The organism is Coprococcus sp. AF19-8AC, from assembly GCF_003603115.1.
GTDB classification, from domain to species: Bacteria; Bacillota; Clostridia; order Lachnospirales; family Lachnospiraceae; genus Coprococcus; species Coprococcus aceti.
This window is the reverse complement of the sequence record NZ_QTMI01000003.1, coordinates 67,105-86,297: the sequence shown is the minus strand read 5'-3', so window position 1 is coordinate 86,297 and position 19,193 is coordinate 67,105. Positions and strand designations below refer to the sequence as shown.

The following is a 19,193-nucleotide window of genomic DNA, read 5'->3' as shown; positions in this document are numbered from 1 at the left end:
TTCGTTCATGCAGCCCCTCCTCACGAGCCACATCAGTGGCGAGGGAAAGCATTGCTTATTTTAATTCAGATGAGCCTATTCTTATACGACATTTCTATCTTCTTAAACAACAGCAAATAAAAACGTATGGATCACCCCCATTTCTCTGGCAGTTTCCCCATACGTTTTCGCTCATTTCCTATTTGCAATTTTCTTATACAGCATCTTCCTCACATAGAAATAACATACTATCTGCATGGCGAGGGTTATGATCCAGGATGCCGGATATGAGATGAACAGAACCGCCAGGGATCTGTGTCTCGGGAAAATCCAGTATATCCACACGATTCTGGTTCCAACCGTTCCTATGATCGAGAGGAGCATCGGAACTCCGGAATGTCCCATCCCACGAAGCGCCCCTGGGAACAAGTCCATAAATCCGCACAGGAAATATGTGACCGTCGTATATAACAGTATCTCCATTCCGCATTTTATAACCGCATCGCTGCTCGTATATATGTGCAGCAGCTGCGGACCAAAGAAATACGCTCCATTGCCCAGAACCATCATTGCCGCAAATGACAATATTAGGCAGTCGATCAGAACTCTCTCCATACGTTTCCATTTGCCGACACCGTAGTTCTGGCTCGTAAAACTCATGCACGCCTGCGTTACAGCATTCACCGTCACATACAGAAATCCAAATATATTATTTGCCGCCGTGTAGCCCGCCATGGCAACCGAGCCAAATGAGTTGACTGACGACTGAAGCAGCACATTCGAAAAGTTGATGACTGTGCTCTGAATTCCCGCCGGAACTCCGACCGAAAAGATCTGCTTTACATATACCCCCTTGATGGTAAGCTTTGAAAATCTCAGCTGATAGCTCGTTTCTGACCTGCACAGGCAGCGGAGGACGAGCACGCAGGATATCAGCTGTGAGATGACTGTTCCGATTGCGACCCCCGCAACTCCAAGCTTGAAAATGATCACAAAACACAGATTAAGGCCTGTATTTGCAATTCCGGATATAACCAGAAAAAGGAGTGGTCTTTTGGTATCTCCCACCGCCCTGAGTATGGCAGCGCCGTAATTGTACAGCATGAAAAATGGCATTCCCAGGAAATATATCCTCATATATAAAGAAGAAAGTCCGATGACATCCCCCGGAGTATCCATAAGCTCAAGCGCCGGTTTTGCGCAAACCCACCCGACAAAGGCCATAATAATACCGCTGACCAGCGCTAACGTTATCGCGGTATGTACTGTCTCTGACATTTCTTTATCTTTTCCTGCGGCATAAAATCTTGCCGCAAGCACATTTGCCCCAAGGGATATCCCTATGAACAAATTGGTGAATACATTGATAAGTGCTGTGGTTGAACCGACCGCCGCCAGCGACTCGTTACCACTGAACTTCCCTACAACAATGATATCCACCGCATTGAACATCAGCTGCAGAATACCCGAGAGCATAAGCGGGAGCGAAAATGAGATCAGCTTATCCATGATTGTCCCGTTGCACATATCAATTTCATATTTATTTTGTTTTAATGTAGAACTCATTTCTTTCCTCACCAACTAGTAGCATATATGTTCTGATAAATCACACACAGCAATGCTTATGTTCGCTCTTCTGCCTGTACATATATTCATCAGCCCGCTTCATGGCGGTCTCCCAGTCGCAGCACCTCGTACCATTGGTGCCTAGTCCCATGAACAATTTTAACACAGAGTATGTTGGGGCACAATGGAGGATGTGAAGCAAACAAAACAAGAGCAAAACATATTCCCTCGTCTACTATACAAATAGTAAAATCACCTCCCATTTCCCCCTTATTTTTCCACTCACAGCGTCACTCTGCGCTTTATAAACGCATTTGCCAAAACCTATTGACACAGCGATTTGAATGGTCTAAAGTGTGCCTACCGGCCGGATAATATACTAAGGAGGAACACTCTTGCCAACAACAAGAAAACTTTATGACAGCATCTTCAAGAAGATTCTCACGCTGTCCTCGAAAGCTGTGATCAACATGATTAACGGCCTGTTCAACATGTTTTACGATCTGGAAAACTCAACAGTATCTTATCACTGGACTGAAAATGTTCACGATAATCAGAATTCTATGACCACAACTCTGGCCGACACCATACTCGTAATCAACAATTCCGATGCATATCATTTGGAAGCGCAGATGAAAAAGGATGATTCTATTGTATTCCGTGTATTTTCATATGGAGCGGGATATGCAGATCAGACTAAGGAGATACTGCAGGACGAAGAGGGCTGTCAGGTATATCGAATTCATTTTCCTGAACCCTGTGTGATATATCTGAGCAATGTACCAAAATCAGTACCTGATACATATTCGTTGCAGGTGGGATTCGGGCATACCCAGAACATAACCTACAACGTCCCTGTTACAAAACTCACGTCCTGCTCCGTAAAGGAAATAAACGACAGGAAAATGATCATCCTGATTCCATTCTACATTCTGAAACTCCGCGAAAAGCTGAGGAATAAGAAAGCACGTACACCAGAGAATATAGCCTCATTGAAAAGCCTCATCAAAACAGATATAATGGGTAGCATAGACAAGAACGTGGAACTTGGGAATATAACAGCTGAGGATGGAGCACAACTATACAGATTTACTCAGATGCTTTATACTCGCCTATATTCCCAGTTTGAAGAGACCGAGGAGGTTACGGATATGGTGGAACAGTCGATTATTACATTTGTGGATGTTTTTCGGGAAGAGAAAGCCAGGATGGAAAAACGTATGGCTGAGATGGATAAGGAGATTGCCGACAAAGACAAGAAGCTCGCCGACAAGGACTACGAGCTTGCCGAATTAAGGGCAGAAATAGCCAGACTTAAAGGTTCTGACAAATAAATATTTCATATTACTACTTTCTATACAAAAGCGAAGGACGAAGGCATAAAACACCTCCATCCTTCGCTTTATTATTATATTACTACGTGATCTTTTTTAGATGTAGTTTCCATCGTGAACCTGAGCCGCATCGTATACAGACTCCTTGCGGATCTCATCTGCAATCTCGTCTGCGTCGAGCTCGCCGTCAGCATTCCAATCGCCGCTGTAGACCTCGGCGCCTTCTACCTTGATTCCTGCGATCTGCTGCTCGCTTGCGAAGAGAAGCACGATGATTCCGGCATGATGAAGATGCTTTAATACAGCATTTACATCCTCACGGATATCTGGAGCGTACAGGTATGTATGACGTCCATCGATGCTGAGCTTCTTCTCTACAGACTCAACGAAATCTCTTGTGACATTGCCTGATGCAAATGGAACTATGACAGCCTTCTGTCCCTTGATCGCTGCACGCACATTTCTGTCTATGCGTCCCTCATATAATCCGGTCTCCTCAGTGTGAACTTCCTCGACAACACCGCAGGCACTTGTCATGTCTGTTACACGGTCGATGAGTATGAGTTCTCCAAGAGTCTTATGCTTCTTGAACTCGTCTACCACGATCCTGTCGGCAAATGCGATCCTGCAGACTGCGATACCATTCTTTGCAAGAGTGTCCGCTGATTTCTGCTCACCTGTATTTACATCTATGGTGTAATCGATGTGTGTAACTGTACCAGGGATCATCTTGGTTCCGAGCTTCACGAAGAAGTTCTTGCCATTGTACAGCTCATCGTCATCCATCCAGAGAAGTGTTGCGGTGATCGAAGATGCAACCTTTGCACCTGAATCAACTGTGAGCACACATCCTCTTGACACATCAACCTCACGGTCAAGCTGTATTGTTACAGGCTGTCCCTTCTGTGCTGAGTCAACTGTGTCAAATCCCACATGGATGCTCTTGACCTTTGCAGTCTCGTTGCTTGGGAGTGTGTTGATCTCGTCTCCAACGTGGATCTCACCGTCCTCTATCTGACCCTGGAAACCTCTGAAGGTGTGGTCAGGACGGCACACTCTCTGAACAGGCATATAGAAGCCTGCCTCTGTGTTATCCTCCGCGATATCTATATCCTCAAGGTATGTGAGAAGTGCTGGTCCCTTATACCAAGGAATGTTCTCTGACTTCTTTGTCACGTTGTCACCTTCTGTAGCTGACACTGGGATGATCGTGATATTTGGCAGACTGAGCTCGGATGACAGCTCATTTATCTGCTCAACTATCTCGTTGAAACGCTTCTCATCGTATCCGACAAGATCCATCTTATTTACTGCAAATACAAAGTATCTGATTCCCATCAGCGCGCAGATCCTTGCGTGCCTTCTCGTCTGCACCAGCACGCCCTGCTTTGCGTCGATGAGGATGACTGCCAGATCGGCAAATGATGCTCCAACCGCCATGTTTCTTGTGTACTCCTCATGGCCCGGTGTATCCGCAACGATGAAACTTCTCTTGTCAGTTGTAAAATATCTGTATGCAACGTCAATGGTGATACCCTGCTCACGCTCTGCCATCAGTCCGTCCAGAAGAAGTGAATAGTCGATGGCACCGCCACGGCTTCCTACCTTAGAATCAAGCTCCAGAGCCTTCTCCTGATCTGCATATAAAAGCTTTGAATCGTATAATATATGTCCTATAAGTGTTGACTTTCCGTCATCTACACTTCCGCATGTTATAAATTTAAGTAATCCGCTCATCTTAGAAGTATCCCTCCCTCTTTCTACGCTCCATGCTGCCTGCTGCCTCGTTGTCAATAACTCTGGTGGTTCTCTCTGAGGATACCGCACTGAGCGTCTCCTCGATAATCTCAGGGAGTGTGTCCGCTGTGGACTCCACGCCGCCTGTCAGTGGATAGCATCCGAGAGTTCTGAAACGAACACTCTTCATCTCTATCTTCTCACCAGGTCTGAGTTTCATTCTGTCATCATCGACCATGATGATATTGCCGTCACGGTATACAACAGGTCTCTCCTTTGCAAAGTACAGTGATGGGATCTCTATGTTCTCACGCTCTATATACTCCCATATATCAGCCTCTGTCCAGTTGGAAAGTGGGAATACTCTGACCTCCTCGCCCTTCTGGATCTTGGTGTTGAACAGCTTCCACATCTCCGGTCTCTGGTTTTTTGGATCCCAGGCATGCTGTGCATTTCTGAATGAGAGTATCCTCTCCTTCGCACGGGACTTCTCCTCGTCTCTGCGTCCGCCGCCAAATGCTGCTGTGAAACCGTATTTGTCAAGAGCCTGCTTGAGCGCCTGTGTCTTCATGATATCTGTGTATGCTGAGCCGTGGTCAAATGGGTTGATGCCCTTCTTGACACCCTCCTCGTTGATGTACTCGATCATGTCCAGTCCATATTTCTTCGCTGTCTTGTCTCTGAACTCGATCATTTCCTTGAACTTCCATGTTGTATTTACATGTAAAAATGGAAATGGCGGCTTCTCAGGATAGAATGCCTTGAGTGCCAGATGAAGCATTACCGAGCTGTCCTTTCCTATGGAATAAAGCATAACCGGCTTCTCACACTCCGCAGCAACTTCGCGGATGATGTATATCGCCTCTGCCTCCAGTTCGTCAAGATGTGATAATGTACCCATATCTATACCAACCTTTCTTCTTTTATCTTTTAATATTTATTAGCTTCCTTCTTGTCTATCACTATCTGGTCTGTGGTGCCATCCATCTTGCGGATATTCCACAGAAGCAGATCTCCCTTGTTCTCCACCGACATCTGGCTTCCCATTCCGCCGATGTCTGCTCCGAGATACAGTGAGATGGCGTCAAATGCACACTCCTTGATACAGGATGAGCATCCCCAGCAATCCTTTGGGTATTTCATGAATATCTGTCCATCCTCATCTCTCTTTATGAGGGAACCCGGGCAGACATTTGCACATTTGCCGCAGTTTTTGCAAAGCTCTTTATTTATCACTATGCTCATATGCTTCCCCCTTTCCTTGGAACATCAGCCCATTTGAAGTCGCCTCCGGCGAGGGGCTGACGCTGCATGCCATATTCCCTGCGGGAACCTGGCACAAATTAACCAGCTCTCTGTGTATCATCTTAAGTTCGCCGTCCACCATCTTTGAATTGACAAATATCTCCCAGTCTTTACTCTTCTCCGGATAGTCCAGGTTCTCCGCAAAGCTGTGCCATCTCGTCTCCTTCCTGTCCTTCAGGTGTGCGATTACGGAGAGTGCAACTGTAAGTCTCTCCTTCACCTCATACACAAACATGAGCTCATGCATGTCGTGGGCACTTATGTGCCATACAAGCTTCTGAAGCTGCTCTATCTTCTCCTTTGCCAGCTCAAGCTGTTTCTCATTGAACTGGTAGTGGGTGGATATTCCTCCGGCGTAGTTGTCCATGACCTTCTGCATGGCTTCCTCTATCGCCTCGTATGTGAACATCTTCTCGTCTGTGTCGAGGAAATGGTCATACTCTTCTATCTTTCTGTCAAATGCAGCCTCCTCGTCAAGCTCAGGATCTAGGTATCCCTCGTCAAGCTGCTTTACCATGGCTATGGCTGCTATCTCTCCCTCAACCATCGCACCGGTCACATACTTCTGTGGACATCCGCCCGCCACATCTCCGGCTGCGAACAGTCCGCGTATTGTGGACTCTCTGTCGTTGTCCACCCAGTAACCGCTCGCCGTGTGGCCGCCGACTATATAAGGCTCTGTGCCCTCTATCTCCACATTCTGCTCACTCGGATTCTTGCCGGACTCAAGCCATTTGAGAGTCTGGCTCGGAGCCATGTTGAGGTATGCCCTCTTCAGTGAGTCATCCTGCTCAGGGGTGATGCCCTCTGTTCTCAGGTAACATGGACCTCTTCCCTCTATATTCTCTCTCACCGTTCCGTACACTCTCTGGGATGTGGTGAGTCCGTATTTGTTCTCGTATACCTCGCCGAGTGAGTTGACCTGCTTGGCGCCGACACCCTGGGCTATGGTTCCCGTAGGTGCTATGGTGTCCTTACATCTGAGTGCTATGAATCTCATCTCAAATGTCGTCATCTCCGCTCCGGCATTTATTCCCATTGCATATCCCGCTCCGGTGTTGAACGGCGGATACCACATCTTATGCCTCGAAAATCCCGGATTGTTCGGTCTGTAAAGTCCCGCCGCACCACCTGTAGCACAGAGCACTTTCTTTGCTCTGATCTCGTAGGCTGTATTATCCTCTATGGAGAATCCAAATGCCCCGAGGATCTGATTATTTTCAACTATATAATCCGTGATGTTGACTCTGTTCAGTATCTGACAGTTGTCAAGCTCCTCCACCGCCTTTGCCAGCAGCGGCTTCATGTTCTCGCCATTTATCTTGATATTTCTGTTGCCTCTTGCAACATACTCACCATTCTCATCCTTTAAGATTACCAGCCCCAGCTTCTCCATCTTGTCTGTGACACGGTTCAGTCCCTGTGACATAGAAAGCAAAAGATCTTCTCTGACGATCCCGTCAGCGTCTGTCCTGCAGTAATCCACATAGTCCTCAGGCTTTCTGCCCTTCACTATGTATGCGTTGATGGCGTTCACTCCCGCCGCCAGACATCCACTTCTCTTTATATTTGCCTTCTCGGCGATGATGATGGAATAATCAGAATGCTCTCTGACAGTCAGCGCTGCATAGCAGCCCGCCGTACCACCACCGATTATCAAAATGTCCGTATGAAGTATTTTCCTGTTTGCAATACCCATATTTTCTCTCCAATCACTTTTATAATTAGATGTAGAATACATCGTTATCCTGCATTGCCTTGTTCTCCAGCAGATATGTCTGATTCTCATCAAATACATACAGCCTGTAGATGAGAACGTGGACCTGCTCACCCGGCTTTACGACATCCTTCTCCATGGATCTCTCGGCGACGATCTCCACTCCGTTGACATCCACCGTGACGTCCAGATGGCTTCCGCGGAACAGCACATCCTTGACTATCCCCGACTCCGCCGCACTCTGGTACTGATCCAGTCTGCCGCTCTTGGATATCTTGACGAACTCCGGTCTGATGACTGCCTTGTCTGCTCCCGGCACTCTGTCAAAGCCCTTGAGCTTCTCGTAGTCCTCCACAACGGTTGACCTTCCGATGAACTGTGCCACAAACGGTGTGGACGGCGTCTTGTATATCTCCATCGGCGATCCCATCTGCTCTATCTGTCCGTGGTTGGTGATGATGATCTCATCCGCAACCTCCACAGCCTCATCCTGATCGTGAGTGACAAATATGCTCGTTATGCCAAGCTTTTCAACCATCTCCTTGAGCCAGGTTCTAAGCTCCGTCCTGACCTTTGCATCTATCGCGGCAAATGGCTCGTCCAGCAGCAACACCTGTGGATTCGGTGCCAGCGCCCTGGCAAATGCCACTCTCTGCCGTTGTCCGCCTGAGAGCTGATTCGGATATCTCTTCTCCATACCTGACAGCCCTGTAAGCTCCAGAAGCTCCATAACTCTCTTCTTGATCTCCTTCTTTGGAACCTTCATAAGTTCAAGTCCAAATGCCACATTGTCAAATACCGTCATGTAACGGAACAGTGCATAATTCTGGAATACAAATCCTATTCCTCTCTTCGCAGCTGGTATATCATTTACACGCCTGCCGTCTATGTATATGTCACCGGAATTTGGATTTTCAAGTCCGGCTATCATTCGGAGAAGTGTCGTTTTTCCGCTTCCCGACGGTCCCAGAAGCGCCACCAGCTTGCCCTTCTCCACACCAAAGCTGACATTGTTGGACGCCAGGAAATCTCCATATTTCTTATATATATTTTTCATCTCGACGTACATGTCGTCAGCCTCCTTTTTGTTCTCTTATTCTTCCGCACCTGATCTATCTCTCGAAACTCCTGCAAGCCATCCCATATGCAGAATATCTCACTTCGCCCTTATCGGATATCACCCTTTTTCGGGTATCGCCCCCTCGCCTCCGCTCAGCGGCAGGTCGTCACGCGCATGAGAGTTATGAACTTCGTTCATAAGCGCGTTTCCTCTTCGCTCTGTACTCAAGCAGATTTCTCAGAAACAATATGATGACCGCTATGATCACCAGTATGGATGATACTGCAAATGCCGCTGTGATGGATTCCTCCGTTCCCGACATGTACAGCGCATCGATCTCAAGTGGAAGTGTAAATGTCCCGCCCCTTGTCTTGGACAGTGCATTTACCGCACCGAACTCGCCGAGTGCTCTGGCGGTACAGAGAATTATTCCGTATATGAGTCCCCATTTCATCTGGGGAAGTGTTATCCTTCTGAATATCGTGAAGCCTTTCGCTCCCATGAGCGCCGCAGCCTCCTCCTCGTCCTTACCCTGCGCGTTCAGCACCGGGATAAGCTCCCTTGACACAAATGGGAATGTCACGAATATGGTAGCAAGCACAACGCCCGGAACTGCAAATGTTATCCTGATGTTTGTCCCCAGCATATCATTGATCCATCTGATCGCCGGATACGTCCATCCGAGTCTTCCAAATGTCATGAGGTAGGCAAGACCTACGATGACCGGTGATATGGAAAAAGGAATGTCTATCAATGTTGCCAGCACCTGCTTGCCTTTGAAGGAGAACTTCGTCAGCAGCCATGCCGCACATATTCCGAAAAATGTGTTTACCACCACAGCTATGACTGTGGCAATAAGTGTGACTCCAAGCGCGCTTATCACGTACTCTGTCGTGATGGACTGCAGGTAGAACTTAAAGCCCTCCTTCAGCGCACTTGTTATCACCGATATAAGTGGAACAACAAGCATGAGCACTATGAAAAGCACCGTCACGGTTATCAGTATTATCTTTGTCCTGCGCTTGCCGCGCTGCAGCTTTTCCTGCTCGCTCATTTTCCGTGTCTCCTCCTTATTGAGCAGACGCATTAAAATGCGCTTCGCGCGGCGTCTGCGTGCTTCACAAGGATTCCTCCCGCTTAACGCGGGCCCCTCCTTATGAAAAGTTATAATAAATTTGTTCTTCTGGACTGCTTCAGCTGTACTATGTTGATCGCAAATAACAATACAAATGATATGACCAGCATCACCAGTGCTATCGCTGTTGCGCTGGCATAGTCTATGTAGCTGAGCTTCTGCATGATCACGTATGATATGACCTGTGTCTGCTCCTTCGCGCTGTTGCCTGATATGTAGATGACGCTTCCGTACTCTCCGATTCCTCTGGCAAATGCCAATCCAAATCCGGTCAGCAGTGCCGGTCTGAGCTCTGGAAGTATGACCTTGAAGAATGTTCTTCTCGGTGTGGCTCCCAGCATGTAGGCCGCCTCCTCGTACTGGTTGTCCATCTTCTCAAGTATCGGCTGCACCGCCCTTATGACAAATGGTATCCCCACAAATACAAGGGCGATGGTAAGTCCGATCTTTGTGTATGCAACATCTATTCCAATAGCCGCAAGCGGCTTTCCAAGGAATCCATCCTCACTGTAAAGTCTCGACAGTGTGATACCGGCAACCGCCGTTGGCAGACAGAACGGAAGCTCTATGAATCCGTCCAGTATCTTCTTGCCGGGAAAATCGTATTTGACCAGTGTCCACGCTATTATCAGACCAAACACCGTGTTGACTATCGCCGCTATGAACGAACAGCCGATGCTGGTCTTAAATGCATTCAGCACGTTCTTCTTCAGAAGCAGATGCCAGAATTCACCCGGCGAAAGCTTCAGCGATGACACCAGCACCGATGCCAACGGGATCAGAACTATCAGCGACAGCATGGCAATGACTATTCCAAGCGTCAGATGATATCCCGGGATAACTCTGGTCTTCTTTGCGTTATTAAGTTTATCCTTCTTGCCATTTTCCTCTGCTGCCATCTCGTCTTCCAATCCATTTTAATAATCGTAAATTTCATCAAACTTTGCTCCGTCGTCGAAGAAATCCTCATAGGCTTTGTCCCAGCCTCCGAAATCATCTATGGTCCACAGCTTGATGTCCAGATCAAACACATCCGCATACTCTGCGAGTATCTTCTCATTTGTCGGGCGGTATCCACTCTCGGCCTCAAGCCTCTGAGCGTCATCGCTGTACAGGTACTTCAGATACTCTGTGCTGACCTCCTCTGTTCCACCCAGCTTTGCGTTGTCATCGACAACCGCCACACTCGGCTGAGCCAGTATACTCACCGACGGATTAACTATCTCGTAATCCTCCGGATATTCCTTCAGGGTTGCTATCGCCTCATTCTCCCAGGCTATAAGCACATCACCCTTGCCATTCTCCACAAATGTGGTGGTTGAACCTCTGGCTCCCGAATCCATGACCGACACATTCTGATAAAGCATCTTCATGAACTGCCATATATCATTTTCATCACTGTACGTCTCCCTCGCATATGCAAGAGCTGCAAGGAAATTCCAGCAGGCACCGCCACTGCTCTTCGGATCGGGTGTTATGACTTCCACATCGTCCTTCACCAGATCGTTCCAGTCCTGTATGTTCTTGTCATTTCCCTTTCTAACCAGAAAGACGATCGTGGATGTGTACGGCGCTGAATCCTTGTCAAATTCATCCATCCAGCCCTTATCTATCAGGCCATTTGCCGATATGAGGTCAATGTCATGCTCAAGTGCCAGTGTGACAACATCCGCATTACAGCCCTCCACAACCGACCTCGCCTGTGAGCCGGAGCCTCCATGAGACTGGATGACCTTGATGTCCTGTCCGTACTGCTCTTTGCAATACTGTTCGAACATGTCATTGTATCGCTCATACAGCTCCCTCGTCGGGTCATACGAAACATTTGTAATTGTGATAACATCGTCCTTCTTCCCGCCACAGCTGGCAGCACCTATCGCCAGCACCGCCACCATGGACAGAAGCATTATTTTCTTCCAAAGTCTCATGTCTAAGTTCTCCTAAAAGTCCACCGTCATTTTTCGCGCTCTGCGGCTCCTCAGCAACGTTCATATGTGATTCAAATTTTGTATATCAAGTAGGGACATACGAAGCCGCCGGTCCTTAGGTGGCGCCTTAAGCGGCACCTTAGTACCGCTGCAGGCTAAGTTGAGCGGAAGCGATCCCAGCTTGGTATACAAAATCTTGAATCGCATTTGACACATTTACGAACCGCAGATGTGAATCACAGGTTAAACAGTGATGTTGAGAGGTATCTCTCTCCTGTGTCAGGGAAAAGTACCACGATGGTCTTGCCCTCGTACTCAGGTCTCTTTGCAAGCTCAGTTGCCGCATATAGTGCCGCACCTGCGGATATTCCAACCAGCACACCGTCTGTCTTTGCTATTTTTCTTGATGTGTCAAATGCATCATCGTTCTGGATCCTGATGATCTCATCCACGATGCTCAGATCCATAACGCCAGGTACGAATCCTGCTCCGATTCCCTGAATCTTGTGTGGGCCAGGTGCACCGCCTGAGAGAACAGGTGAATCAGCAGGCTCAACTGCTATCAGCTTGACCTTCGGGTTGTGCTCCTTAAGTCCGCTTCCTGTTCCTGTGGCTGTTCCGCCTGTTCCTACTGCTGATACAAATGCATCAACCTTTCCGTCTGTATCTCTCCAGATCTCCTCTGCTGTTGTCTTCTTGTGGATAGCAGGATTTGCCTTGTTCTCAAACTGCTGTGGGATGAATGCATTTCCATACTGCTCCTTGAGCTCATTTGCCTTGGCGATGGCTCCCTTCATTCCCTCTCTGCCCGGTGTTAACACGATCTCAGCACCGAGAGCTGACACGATCTTTCTACGCTCAACGCTCATGGTGTCCGGCATGGTGAGTATCAGGTGAAGGCCCTTTGCTGCTGATACAAATGCAAGTCCGATTCCTGTATTTCCTGATGTAGGCTCGATGATGACTGTATCCTGATTGATGAGGCCATCCTTTATTCCCTGCTCGATCATGGCTGCTGCCACACGATCCTTCACTGAGCCAAGCGGGTTGAAATACTCAAGCTTTGCAACGATGTGTGCCTTGAGTCCAAGCTCCTTCTCATAATTTGTGAGCTCCAGAAGTGGAGTGTTTCCTATAAGTTCTGTTAACTGTGATGCTATCTTTGCCATGATTTTGTTTCCTTTCTTTTTTTACTTTTTTCAAGTCTCTATGTTCTTTCTTGATTCTTTACTATCTTTATATACTGTACATTATTTTCTATATAATTCTTAACAGGCCATCTGATAAATCTTTTCCTCTATCGCTCCTGCCAGTGCTGCATGGCCCTCAGGATTCATGTGTTCCTGATCTGCCTCGCTGCTGTCCGCCACGGATGATGCCGCCAGGAATTCCACGCCAAACTCATCGGCTATCTTCCTGTACACATCTGTGAGTTTCCTTGACACCTCAACGGACTCCGGTGAGAACTCAGGATCAAATTCATCCTTCCACACCTGCTCGCCCAAATGTATCGGTGATACGAGAAGTATCCTGCTGTCCGCTGAATACTGCTTTGCCTGAATGAGCAGTCTCCGTATTCCCTTGCCTATCACATCCGGTGATGCCGAGAACACTGTCTTACAGTCATTTGTTCCAAGCATGATCACTATATTCTCCGGTTTGTGTGTCTCCAGCAGAGTAGGGAACAGCGACACGCCCTTTCTTCCCTGTCTCAGTGGATCCTCGAACACTGTTGTTCTTCCACAGAGACCTTCCTCTATGATCCTTATATCTTTATTTGCCAGCTTCTGCTGCAATATACTGGTCCATCTGATCCCCCAGGGAAATCTCTCCCCATTCTCAGGATTGTATCCCCATGTATTGGAATCTCCAAAGCACAACACCTGTTGCATTTATCCACCTCCTGTCTATTGAACCTCGCTCTGTTCAATGGATTTCATCATCAATCCACATATATCCTATCTGATATGTAGTAATTATCTGTCAACATGTTGGAGTATACAACTTATTTCCTACTATGTCAATAGGGATTATGTGTTTTTGTATACAAAAAGGCTGTCACCCGACTTAATCTATAAGTCAGGCGACAGCCTGTCCATATTTTTAAATTAACTTATTCACCTGATCACGGAGAAACGGAAGATATATACAGTGTACATGGCAACAAATGCCATATCTTTCTGTACCTTTTCATACAGTCCCCCTATTTTAACTTACCCCCAATAGTTAATTACCCGATTTCGGATTAGTAGTCGATATATATACATCACATGCGGATCTGATTACGGATATATAATATGTCTTGCCCGCAACACATTTATAACTCATGCAAAAATCATTTTTATTAGTTGACAGGTCGTGCTTTACATCATCCACTGCTGCCAGAATTTTTCTGTTCTCATCATACAGATATCCATACGGATCTCCTGTCGAAATTGAATAGAAGTAATATGTGCCCGTGGTTTTTGGAACAAATTTGTATAACTCTTCTTTTTCTGCATAAAATGAGGTTTTATCGCCAATCTCGATCACATCCTCAGACATTTTTGCTGTGACTGAAACTGCCTTTCTGTCTACCTTTGCAGTTATCACTCCCCGCTTACCCATTCCTTTGGCCTTAAGTGTATATGATGTTCCTGGGACAAGATAAACATACCCATTTGTACCGCATTGTCTGTCATATTCATCATACCATACTCCGATATCATCAACAGAATACTTGGCATTGTCAGGATTTACAGTAAGTTTTAATACATCTGATACAAAGTTTCTGCCAGTCTCAGACTTGTCAAATTTCTGATTATACAGATATGTGCTGTCATCTCTTATGGATATTACCACTTCGTATGTACCAGGGAACAGATCCATCGAATATGAGCCATCATTTCTTGATGTAGCACCATTCCACGCAAGCTTATAAGGAGTTGCTTTATCCTGATTGTAGAACTTGATCGATACCCCGTTCAGGTTATTTCCATTTATATCCTTGACATACCCCTCAACCTTGATTGCCTTTTTAACATTTATCTCACAGTTAACTGTGGTGCTGATCTTCGTATCGTTGTCATCCGTTATCTTTACCTTCAGGTTATATGTTCCCTCCTGATAAATTTTTCCTGTGACCCTTCCTGTTATATCAACACTCAAGCCATAGTCATCCCCGTCTATGCTATAAGTGTATTTCCCTGAACCGCCTGCGACAGATGCAGGCTTCACACTTACTGAATAATATTTATCATCCGTGCCTATCATGCCGTATTGAGGTATATAATACGCCGCGATCACCGACGAACTGCTGACATTCCATGTGATTATGTATGTAACTATATCCCCCAGCTCATCAACAGACTTAATTGTTGTTTTCGTTGTTCCTGTCTTTCTCACTGTTCCACTGAAACTGATCGCGTTACTTCCATCCGTTTTTATTGCATATTTCATACCATCAGGGAGCTTGTCTACAGTAATTTTACATATTCCTCTTGCGCGATCCACTGTAAATTCTCTGCTGAATGACTCATTCTGTTCAAGTTCATAAGTCATATAAACCCTTCTATTTGAATGATCCTTGGAATAATATGTCTCAATACTTGACTTACCTGTGCCATACAGTCCATCTACATAGACACAGACTCTCACATAATCGCTTAATGAGCATCCTCTTCTCAGCGCTATGGTGTAGGTTTTATTGTCCTTTGTCGTCACGCCGTCCAATGGAATGGTATAGTTATATGTTCCATTCAGTACCGTGCTCGCCTTTACAACAAAACTGGAAGCCGGAAGTTTCTGACTTCCCGATAATGTAACCTGCACAGTTTGTGGGTCACTGACAGTTGCAGATGCTATGGTGTTCGCTTTCGTAACTGTGACTTTGTATGTCGCCTTCTTACCTGTGCCATCTGTAGCCTTTGCTGTTATCACTGCTGTTCCTGCAGCAACCGCATATACTTTTCCTTCAGAATTTACCATGGCTACCTTATCATTTGAAGAACTCCATGCACATTTCTTATTGGTTGCATCTGTCGGCTTTATAACTGGGCTGAGCTGCATCGTTTTGCCTACATACAGCCTTCCACTTATTTTGCTGAATTTTAATGATGTTATCGGTGCCTTTACTGTTACCTTGCAGACTGCTTTCTTTCCTGAACCGTCAGCAGCCACTGCTGTGATAGTCACTTTTCCGCCTTTTACCGCTGTGACCCTGCCTGTAGCACTTACCTTTGCGATCTTGGAATTGCTACTCTTCCAGATAACCTTCTTATTGCTGGTTGTGTTAGGTCCTACTGTCGCCTTTATCACTGCCGACCTGCCCTTCTTGATCGTCAACGCAGATTTGTTCACCTTGACTCTTGTGGCCGGCTGTCCGACTGTGACCTTCACCACCTTCTTGATCTTCGCATTTGACTTGAGAGAGATCGTGATATTTGCACTACCCTTTTTCACTGCTTTTATCTTGCCTGCAGAAGATACTGTCACGATCTTTTTATTGCTTGTTGAGAATTTCAGATTGCCTGAAGTCGTATTTGTCTTCAGTGTAAATGTTTTCCCCGCCTTGAGTGTAAGAGTATTACTTGGAAGATTCTTCACCGTGATACTCTTGACGGTTGATGTGGCCGCCGCATTTGCCGGAATGCTGACACCTGTAAATGTCAATGCAAATGCAAGGATCACCGCAATGACCGCCATAAACCTGTTCCCTTTTTTCATAAATTTCCTCCTTTTTTATGTAACATTACCTTTTAATACACCATATCATATATTATAAATTATATATTATGCTTGTCAATCTCGCACATGCTATTGAGCATTATTCATACCCACATAAAAAGACGTACGGGTATCCTCTTAATTTCCAGGATACTCTGTGGTTATATATACCATACTGCTGTTTCGTGTAACATTAATATAGTAGACTTTTCCTGCTTCACAGTTATATGACATATAGAAATCGTGGTCATTTCCTGTGCTGATATGCTCCTGCTTGTCATCATCATTAATTGTAAGCACTTCTCCATCTGCATCATAAAGATGTCCATATGGATTATTATCCGATCCAGAACTTGAATAGATATAGTATGCTGCCGTCATCTTTGGAACAAATCTATAGTATGTTCCCACTGATGCATTTATAGAGGTTCTATCACCAATCTCCTCATAGTCTGTCTTAATATCTGCTACAACATATGAAGTCTTGCGGTTTATCGTTGCGGTTATAGTTCCGGCTAAAGCAACCCCGCGACCTGTAAGTCTGTAAGTACCAGGCGCCAGATAAACGTATGCACCAGCTCCAACGCTGTTGCCATCCTCGTCATACCATGTGCCGATATTCTCTATATTATATCCGTTATTTTTTGATCTAACGGATATCTTTTTTACATCCGACGAATAATTTCTTCCCGAAATGTTTCCGGTAAACCGCTGTGAATATATGTATGTTGTGTCCGAACCCGAATATATAGCTATATCATATGTCCCAGGAACAATATCTACAGAATACGATCCATCTCTTTTTACATCAGAATAACAGTAATATGTATACTCTGTGGATTTGTCCCTATTCGTAAATATAATATATGCATTTGACAATACTTCTCCTGCCACATCCCTGATATATCCCGATACTGTAATTCCCTGTGCAACATTTATCACACAGTCTACAGTTGTGCTGACTCCGGCATTATCGGAATCCGTTATCCTGACTTTTATATTATAAGTACCAGCCTTATTGATGTAACCCTCCAATTTACCATTACTATAAATATCAAGACCATAAGTATTGCCAACTATATCATAGATATAATTTCCTGAGCCACCAGCTACAGAATTTATATCAGCAGCTACATGCACAGCCGCTCCACTTTCACCACGAGTGCGATAATACCTTGGGCTGTAATAAGCTGATATCACGGAGCTGTTGTATACACACCATGTTACGATAGTTGTCATTGTATTACCATACTCATCAACTGCTGTAATTGTCGTGACTGATGTGCCAGACTTGGTTATTTTCCCTGTGAAAGTAATACAGTTGGAACGCATTCCACCTATTGTATACCTCATTCCAGCCGGAACGTCCTTTACAGAAACCTTGAGGTAGCCACTGCCAGATAAATTAACGTCTGTATTCACATTCGCATTCTGCTCAATTGCTCTGGCTTCATAATATGTCTTATTATACTTTCCGTCAGAATAATATGTCTCCACCTTACCGGTTCCTGTTCCTATAAGTCCACTTACGTACACACATATTCTGTCCGAAGATGAAAGCCTGTTCTCCTTGTTTAACCTGATCGTGTATTTTTTATTGTCTCCTGTAGACACACTTTCAATCGGAATGCTCTTGTTGTATATGCCGCCATTTAATGTGGTCTTTACTTTAACAGCAAAATTTGATGCTGTCAGCTTCTGTGCAGATGACAATGTAACATTTATTGTCTGCCTGTTATCCACCTGCGCCGAAGCAATCTTCACAGCATTTAGAACTGTCAGCTTATATTTTACTGTCTTTTTTGTTCCGTCTGTAGTTGTTGCTGTAATCACTGTGGTTCCAGCGCCAACAGCCACAACGAGTCCGGATGAACTTACCATAGCGACCTTATCATTCGAAGACTTCCAGGTACACTTCTTGTTTGTTGCATCTGCCGGTGCAATGACTGGGTTTAACTGTTCTGTTTTTCCCACATACATCTTACCGCTGCCCTTTTTGAACTTTATAGAAGTTACATACGCCTTGACTGATACCTTACAGCTCGCCTTCTTGCCGGAACCATCTGCAGCTACTGCTGTGATGACTGCCGAACCGCCTCCGGCTGCTGTTATCCGTCCTCTGGAATTAACCTTAGCAACCTTTATATTGCTGCTCTTCCATACGACCTTCTTATTGCTTGCCTTGCTTGTTCCAACAGAAGCCTTTACCACAGCACTTTTTCCTTTTACCAGCGTCAGCTTGCTTTTAGTAAGCTTTACACTCGTGACAGGCCGTCCTGCAGTTACCGTAATAACCTTCTTTACCTTAGGATCAGCCTTCAGCGACATTGTAATCTTAGCTGTCCCATTTTTTACATTTCCTGCTTTGATCACTCCCGCAGTTGTCACGGTTGCTATCCTTCTGTTGCTGGTTACGAATTTCAGCTCTTTCGCCGCCACATTTGTCTTAAGAGCAAATGACTTTCCCGCCTTGAGCGTAAGTGTGCCGGCTGGCAGATTGCTCACAGTGATGCTCTTTACAACCGTGTTTTTTGCCGTAGCCGCCGTTGTAGCTGCCAGCGCAGTTCCCGGAACATTCATACCTGAAAATATCAGTGCAAATGCAAGAATGACCGCCACAGCCTTCATGATTTTTCTGTACCCTTTCATAACACTCCTCCTGATTTAATAATAAAATCCGCTATACTTCATAAAATCAGTATAGCGGACTTTATTTTATTAATCTACA

14 protein-coding genes are annotated in these 19,193 nt (G+C 45.7%); 1 reads left to right on the top strand and 13 read right to left on the bottom strand.

The window, feature by feature from the left end:
* Positions 1-171: 171 nt before the first annotated feature.
* Positions 172-1,545, bottom strand: a complete 1,374-nt coding sequence (locus tag DWX57_RS08575; RefSeq protein ID WP_120123664.1) for an MATE family efflux transporter — start codon at positions 1,543-1,545, stop codon at positions 172-174.
* Between the two features lie 395 nt (positions 1,546-1,940).
* Here DWX57_RS08575 and DWX57_RS08570 point away from each other — a divergent pair, with 395 nt between their 5' ends.
* A complete protein-coding gene (locus tag DWX57_RS08570; protein ID WP_120123661.1) occupies positions 1,941-2,879 on the top strand; it encodes a hypothetical protein in 939 nt (312 codons plus the stop codon).
* A 96-nt stretch (positions 2,880-2,975) separates the two neighbouring features.
* Here the strand turns inward: DWX57_RS08570 and DWX57_RS08565 are convergent, their stop codons facing one another.
* The 12 genes from DWX57_RS08565 to DWX57_RS08510 all read right to left on the bottom strand — a co-directional run bounded on the left by DWX57_RS08565 (position 2,976) and on the right by DWX57_RS08510 (position 19,114).
* The gene (locus tag DWX57_RS08565) at positions 2,976-4,616 is read right to left on the bottom strand and encodes a sulfate adenylyltransferase subunit 1 (RefSeq protein WP_120123659.1); all 1,641 of its coding nucleotides are present in this window, start codon (positions 4,614-4,616) and stop codon (positions 2,976-2,978) included.
* Between the two features lies 1 nt (position 4,617).
* Positions 4,618-5,517, bottom strand: coding sequence for a sulfate adenylyltransferase subunit CysD (gene cysD / locus DWX57_RS08560; RefSeq protein ID WP_015534724.1), 900 nt, complete (start codon positions 5,515-5,517; stop codon positions 4,618-4,620).
* Positions 5,518-5,546: 29 nt separating this feature from the next.
* The gene (locus tag DWX57_RS08555) at positions 5,547-5,861 is read right to left on the bottom strand and encodes a 4Fe-4S dicluster domain-containing protein (RefSeq protein ID WP_004851736.1); all 315 of its coding nucleotides are present in this window, start codon (positions 5,859-5,861) and stop codon (positions 5,547-5,549) included.
* Positions 5,842-7,620, bottom strand: a complete 1,779-nt coding sequence (locus tag DWX57_RS08550; protein WP_120123657.1) for an adenylyl-sulfate reductase subunit alpha — start codon at positions 7,618-7,620, stop codon at positions 5,842-5,844. The genes DWX57_RS08555 and DWX57_RS08550 overlap by 20 nt, the downstream gene beginning before the upstream one ends.
* 25 nt (positions 7,621-7,645) lie before the next feature.
* Positions 7,646-8,707, bottom strand: a complete 1,062-nt coding sequence (locus tag DWX57_RS08545; protein ID WP_015534721.1) for an ABC transporter ATP-binding protein — start codon at positions 8,705-8,707, stop codon at positions 7,646-7,648.
* 172 nt (positions 8,708-8,879) lie between these two features.
* Positions 8,880-9,752 carry a sulfate ABC transporter permease gene (locus DWX57_RS08540; protein ID WP_004851742.1) on the bottom strand — a complete coding sequence of 291 codons (873 nt, stop codon included), beginning with the start codon at positions 9,750-9,752 and terminating at the stop codon, positions 8,880-8,882.
* A 110-nt stretch (positions 9,753-9,862) separates the two neighbouring features.
* Complete coding sequence (gene cysT, locus DWX57_RS08535; RefSeq protein WP_120123654.1) at positions 9,863-10,732, bottom strand: sulfate ABC transporter permease subunit CysT; 870 nt, start codon at positions 10,730-10,732, stop codon at positions 9,863-9,865.
* 18 nt (positions 10,733-10,750) lie between these two features.
* Positions 10,751-11,761: a sulfate ABC transporter substrate-binding protein gene (locus DWX57_RS08530; protein ID WP_120123652.1), complete on the bottom strand. Its 1,011-nt coding sequence runs from the start codon at positions 11,759-11,761 to the stop codon at positions 10,751-10,753.
* Between the two features lie 236 nt (positions 11,762-11,997).
* On the bottom strand, positions 11,998-12,930 hold the full coding sequence (cysK, locus tag DWX57_RS08525; RefSeq protein WP_120123649.1) for a cysteine synthase A: 933 nt from the start codon (positions 12,928-12,930) through the stop codon (positions 11,998-12,000).
* A 99-nt stretch (positions 12,931-13,029) separates the two neighbouring features.
* Complete coding sequence (locus DWX57_RS08520) at positions 13,030-13,653, bottom strand: GDSL-type esterase/lipase family protein (RefSeq protein ID WP_055145420.1); 624 nt, start codon at positions 13,651-13,653, stop codon at positions 13,030-13,032.
* A 334-nt stretch (positions 13,654-13,987) separates the two neighbouring features.
* Positions 13,988-16,465, bottom strand: a complete 2,478-nt coding sequence (locus tag DWX57_RS08515) for an Ig-like domain-containing protein (protein ID WP_120123647.1) — start codon at positions 16,463-16,465, stop codon at positions 13,988-13,990.
* A 138-nt stretch (positions 16,466-16,603) separates the two neighbouring features.
* A complete protein-coding gene (locus DWX57_RS08510) occupies positions 16,604-19,114 on the bottom strand; it encodes an Ig-like domain-containing protein (protein ID WP_119999924.1) in 2,511 nt (836 codons plus the stop codon).
* Positions 19,115-19,193: the final 79 nt, after the last annotated feature.

What these genes read in the sequence shown, in the direction of transcription:
- DWX57_RS08520 (WP_055145420.1), bottom strand. Translation starts at nt 13,653, where the DNA reads ATGCAACAGGTGTTGTGCTTTGGAGATTCCAATACATGGGGATACAAT.
- DWX57_RS08550 (WP_120123657.1), bottom strand. Translation starts at nt 7,620, where the DNA reads ATGGGTATTGCAAACAGGAAAATACTTCATACGGACATTTTGATAATC.
- DWX57_RS08515 (WP_120123647.1), bottom strand. Translation starts at nt 16,465, where the DNA reads ATGAAAAAAGGGAACAGGTTTATGGCGGTCATTGCGGTGATCCTTGCA.
- DWX57_RS08510 (WP_119999924.1), bottom strand. Translation starts at nt 19,114, where the DNA reads ATGAAAGGGTACAGAAAAATCATGAAGGCTGTGGCGGTCATTCTTGCA.
- cysD (WP_015534724.1), bottom strand. Translation starts at nt 5,517, where the DNA reads ATGGGTACATTATCACATCTTGACGAACTGGAGGCAGAGGCGATATAC.
- DWX57_RS08565 (WP_120123659.1), bottom strand. Translation starts at nt 4,616, where the DNA reads ATGAGCGGATTACTTAAATTTATAACATGCGGAAGTGTAGATGACGGA.
- DWX57_RS08575 (WP_120123664.1), bottom strand. Translation starts at nt 1,545, where the DNA reads ATGAGTTCTACATTAAAACAAAATAAATATGAAATTGATATGTGCAAC.
- DWX57_RS08540 (WP_004851742.1), bottom strand. Translation starts at nt 9,752, where the DNA reads ATGAGCGAGCAGGAAAAGCTGCAGCGCGGCAAGCGCAGGACAAAGATA.
- DWX57_RS08545 (WP_015534721.1), bottom strand. Translation starts at nt 8,707, where the DNA reads ATGTACGTCGAGATGAAAAATATATATAAGAAATATGGAGATTTCCTG.
- DWX57_RS08530 (WP_120123652.1), bottom strand. Translation starts at nt 11,761, where the DNA reads ATGAGACTTTGGAAGAAAATAATGCTTCTGTCCATGGTGGCGGTGCTG.
- DWX57_RS08555 (WP_004851736.1), bottom strand. Translation starts at nt 5,861, where the DNA reads ATGAGCATAGTGATAAATAAAGAGCTTTGCAAAAACTGCGGCAAATGT.
- cysK (WP_120123649.1), bottom strand. Translation starts at nt 12,930, where the DNA reads ATGGCAAAGATAGCATCACAGTTAACAGAACTTATAGGAAACACTCCA.
- cysT (WP_120123654.1), bottom strand. Translation starts at nt 10,732, where the DNA reads ATGGCAGCAGAGGAAAATGGCAAGAAGGATAAACTTAATAACGCAAAG.